The organism is Cellvibrio sp. (genome assembly GCF_053579595.1).
In genome coordinates this window covers 1-4,673 of record NZ_JBRFPI010000358.1, presented here as the reverse complement: position 1 = coordinate 4,673, position 4,673 = coordinate 1, and the positions used below count along the sequence as shown (strand labels likewise).

Sequence of the window (4,673 nt, the reverse complement as noted above, 5' to 3'; positions counted from 1 at the left end):
CATTTGACTCTTGTGGCTGTTAGGGAAGCACAAGAATATTCTTACGAACACGCTTACCCCTCTCCTGCTATTAAAGATGATGCCTATAGAGCGATGGGAATTACCGGATCTATTGATGGTGGTATTTTGGCAATTACCCGAGCTTATAACAAAGAAATAGATTCTCACTTTCATGCGAAGGATGCTTCTTCAGCGCTTAACGAAAGTCTTGGCGGTATTCATGGTGTTGTACGATCATTGCCCCAAGTTAGGGATAGTCTTTACTCTGCACTTCAGCTCGATTGTGAAGAAGCATTACTTTTAACCTCAGCGAATATTAATGATTTTTCGCATTCCCCACTTTGGCATGAAATACCAGAATGGTACTCAGATGGTGTAAATAAGCTTGCTGAGGTGATAAATGATCTACGTAAAATTGCTGGACAAAAAAGTCAGTGGGAGATTATTAACGCAGGTCTCGCATTTTTTCAGCAGTCTTTGAAACGGTCCAGCGCTAACGACTATCTATCTACAAATATATATGATGCCGATAATCCGGCAATTACAGATAAATTGAATCGAGAAGCATTGGCGGATGCACTGGCAATCAATCTAACTCATTCAGCCAATGATCATCACCGAGCAATTGGTTTATTAGGTGAGTGGGGGTCTGGAAAGTCAACGGTATTAAAGCTGTTGAAGAAAAAATTAAAAGAAATTCATAAAAAACAACCCTTTGTGTTTGGCGAGTTTAACGCATGGGCCTATGAGCACAGCGATAACATTCAGGCGGGCATTGCCCACGAAGTGCTTAACGCGATTGCAAACCTTGAGAGCGAAGTTCCTCTCACAATGAAAACTGACGCAGTGAATCTTGGTGGGCCATTGCATTATGCGATTAAGCGTTTCAGTAGCTGGCTCTGCCAACATATTAAGTCTGTGCTATTTCGTTTTTGGATCACTTTATTATATTCGATACAAACACAGAAGTTAAAATTTCTGAAAATTTCTTTGGTGATGTTTGTTGCCATTTTGCCTGTGTTGATTGCCTCAGAAAAACTTGATTTGGATTGGTTGTCGTGGCTAGGAACATTGTCGGATAAAAATAAATCACTATTGGATAATGTTATATTTCAATTTTTTTGGGGGGCTGGATTCGGAATTTATTTTTTGCGAGAGTTGCGATCTTTAATGGCAAATCCTTTAAGTAAAGAATTGCTGACCTATATACGGCTGCCTGATTATGCAAAACATCTGGGTGATATCCCTGTTATGCGGGATAACATAAAAATTATGTGCAATATCAGGCTGGGAGGATGGTGTGGGAAGCCCAAGCGCATGTTATTTGTGGTAGATGATTTGGATCGTTGCAGCCCAGAGTCAATCGTAAAAGTATTAGAGGCTGTACGCCTGGTATTGGAACTGAAAAATGTTGTGGTTGTTGTTGCTATTGATCAGCATATTGCCCTAGCTGCGCTATCGAATCACTTCAAGGAGTTTTCGTCTCATCATAAGTTAAAAAACAGTCATGCCGTCGCACGCGCGTATCTATCAAAGGTGATTAACTTGCCTATTGTGTTAACTTCGCCTAGTAGGGACGATGTTAAAAATTACATGCATCACCTCTGGTCTTCATCGCCCAATTCATCGATGGGTGGAATTAATGCAGGATTTCGTCAGGATACAAGTCCGGCAAACCCACAGCGACAACTTGATAAAATAAAAGAGGCTGATCCGCAGTTAGATCCGGTACCTGTTGAGGGGGGGCGGCCTAAAGACAATCCAGATATAGTTAGTCTATCACCAAGAAAAAATCCCATAAAGTCGTTGTCTGACGATCAGCGAGAATGTTTCATTTATTGGGTTCACTATTTTGGTATCACAAATCCTCGCCAACTAAAGCGACTAAATAATAGTTATGATTTAATGCGCAATTATTTTAAGAGGTGGGATAAGCATCCGGTCTCATTTTTCTTTTTTGATGAAAAAGCTCAATCAGTTTACCCAATGTTACTAACTTTGATCCTTATGGAGCACCTCAACAGTTTAGAAGATTTGAATTTGAGGGCGAGATTGTGGAACAGAATTTTTTCTGTTGATAGCAACAACTCAGTATTTGCTAATCCCAATATCACACAAGTTGATCCGGGCTTATTTGATAAGCCACTAATCGACGCAGAATTTATCAGGGCATATAGACAATTGCTGCAATTAAAAGACTACGGTGATTTGGAGGATAAGGTTAAAGCGTTCGTGCTCCCAGCAATGACCTAGTCAGAAAGCTAAACTGCGAATGTAGTTCAGCGTTATTAACGCAAAAAGTTTCCTGTCTAAAATAATTGCCGTCCATCACAAATTGATTGGTTCATCCAGCTGCGTAGCTTTATATTTTGTAACCTTGGTAAATCACTCCTATATCAACTCGCTCTCTTGTTAAGGTTTATTTATGAAATACATTGCCACTCTCGGTTTTTTAAGTGTGTTAGCCGTTACAGGCTGCGGTCAATCCTCGAAAGAGAAAGAACAAGTAAGTGACGTTGTTGACGAGGTGCAAGAGGTTCCATCTGGCGAGCCAATTACCTTGCACGCGCGTTTGGATTTTATGGATGCATTGGCTTCGCCCTCAATAAATTCCAGTCGCAAGCTCAATGCTTCAATTTACCTGGCAACCGATGTGATGCGTGAAGGCAGTGGCGATAGCGCCCTATATTCACTGGATAGCGAAGAGACTCGTGTTCAAGGTGCTGTGGTTGCTTCGGGGCAAATGGATTTTAATAAGGATGATGTCTCTACTAATGAAACCTACAATATGCAGGCGCAGTGGAGTTCGATTACTAATAATCCTGATGGAAAATACAGCATCAATTTGCCGGATGTTTCCTACGTTGGTGATGGATTGCGAGTGGGTATTGAAGTAGAAGTGCCTATGACTGGTAACAAAAAAGCGACCATTAGCAGTAATGGCCAGACTTTGGAAGGAGATGTCACGCATGCGCGCTCGATGTTTTGCTCAACGCAATCGCCGGAAAAAGATGTTTGCACGCTCACGTTTACCATTGACGCTTTGCCGACTAAAGCAAAAGAGCCGGTGTATGAGAGCCTGCTGGAAGGTGCTAAAGCAGCATACGCCTATCAAGGTAAACAAGACCCTAGTGGCGGTTTGATTATGTACTCGGGGATGTTACCCGTGTACGGTGCAACAACCCAGTATCACAATGGCCATTTTGTTACGCAATTAAATGAGAAATACACTGTTAAGTTAGATGGTTCCGATATCAGCCAGCACATTCAACTGACGGTATGGTCTACTAAACTCGGCGATAGCTGGCAGCCAGAGGGATTACCGCCACTGCGAGAAATCGAACAGTTGCAGTAAAAACATTAGCGAGTTTTATTATTCATGCGCGACTTTATTTTAAATTGCAATATTTTTGAAATCGCCGGTGCCGGCCTCGCTTTTTTCGGCGGAATTTATTTATTTTTTGGTGCGCTCAGCCTGATGCTTACCCAACAATTGCTGCCGCGTTTGCATATCGGCTGCCAGCTTGATCCGCGTCCGTTGGGTGATGGGCAGTTGCGGCGTGAGTTGTTGTTGTCTGCTAGCTCGATTGGGATTTTTGGGATAGGGATGGTATTTCCTTGGGGACTGCTGCAGCTGGGTTGGGCTGAGTTGGCGATAAATCCTTCGGGTTTGCAAATTGCGGTTGAAATTTTTGTATTGGTTATCTGGAATGAAATCCATTTTTATATCAACCACTGGTTGTTGCACACACGCTGGCTGCGGCAGTTTCATTTGCCGCATCATCGCTCGGTAGTGACAACACCTTGGTCAACCTATGCATTTCATCCGGTTGAGGCGATGATGTTGGGCAATGTGATTTTATTGCCCATGATGGTACATGATTTTAGTGTGTATGCACTTTTCTCCGTACCCTTGTTTAGTTTATTGTTTAACAGCATCGGCCATTCCAATTTTGATTTTAATCCCCGTTCGCCGCGCGTTATTTTTAACGGTGCGCGTCGCCACCATTTGCATCATGCCTGTTTTAATGGCAACTACGGTTTTATGTTTCCATTTATGGATTGGATTTTTAAAACCGCCCTACCTGCAGACGCGGCAGATAAACAAATCAATCGTTGGCGAGTACCCTAGCTTTTATCCGTAGCTGGCGCGATTGGCAGAGCATTGTCTATTTGCTGGTGTTACCATTATTGGTGCTATGGCAATGGCAGCAGGGATTCAGTTGGCCGTTGTATTTGCTGGAACTATTTTTAACGCTGGGTGTGGGGGTGATTCACCATAACCATACCCATTTGCGTATCTGGACTTCTCGCCGGTTAAATCGTTTTACGGATTTATGGATTACCCTTTTGCAGGGGCATCCGACTTTTGTGTTTTATCCTTCCCATATTGCCAATCATCATCGCTACCAACACGGTGAGCGGGACATAACCCGCACCTATCGTTTTAACACGCCCGGTGCACGTGGCGACACTAATCATCTGCTGGGATTTTTGCTGCATCCACTGCAGGCGATTGCAGTGTTGTATCCGGAATTTATTGCTTATTTAAAACGTCGTTATAAATTTCAGCGCGCCTATTTTTATTATTGTGTGTTGCAGTATCTTCTCATTATGGGTTTGTGGCTGGCCTTGGCGATAATTGATTGGGAAAAATGGCTGGTGCTGGTATT

General features: G+C 42.8%; 4 protein-coding genes. All 4 read left to right on the top strand.

Features of this window, described 5'->3' with window-relative positions:
* A partial coding sequence (locus tag ACWA6V_RS17590) for a KAP family P-loop NTPase fold protein (protein WP_449523716.1) occupies positions 1 to 2,253 on the top strand: 2,253 nt, incomplete at its 5' end.
* 172 nt (positions 2,254 to 2,425) lie between these two features.
* Complete coding sequence (locus ACWA6V_RS17585) at positions 2,426 to 3,355, top strand: hypothetical protein (protein ID WP_449523715.1); 930 nt, start codon at positions 2,426 to 2,428, stop codon at positions 3,353 to 3,355.
* Positions 3,356 to 3,379: 24 nt separating this feature from the next.
* A complete protein-coding gene (locus ACWA6V_RS17580; RefSeq protein WP_449523714.1) occupies positions 3,380 to 4,132 on the top strand; it encodes a sterol desaturase family protein in 753 nt (250 codons plus the stop codon).
* Positions 4,117 to 4,673: fatty acid desaturase (locus ACWA6V_RS17575; protein ID WP_449523713.1), on the top strand; the 557-nt coding region annotated here is incomplete at its 3' end. The genes ACWA6V_RS17580 and ACWA6V_RS17575, both read left to right, overlap by 16 nt.

Coding starts and splice junctions, on each gene's coding strand:
- ACWA6V_RS17580 (WP_449523714.1), top strand. CDS start 3,380: ATGCGCGACTTTATTTTAAATTGCAATATTTTTGAAATCGCCGGTGCC.
- ACWA6V_RS17585 (WP_449523715.1), top strand. CDS start 2,426: ATGAAATACATTGCCACTCTCGGTTTTTTAAGTGTGTTAGCCGTTACA.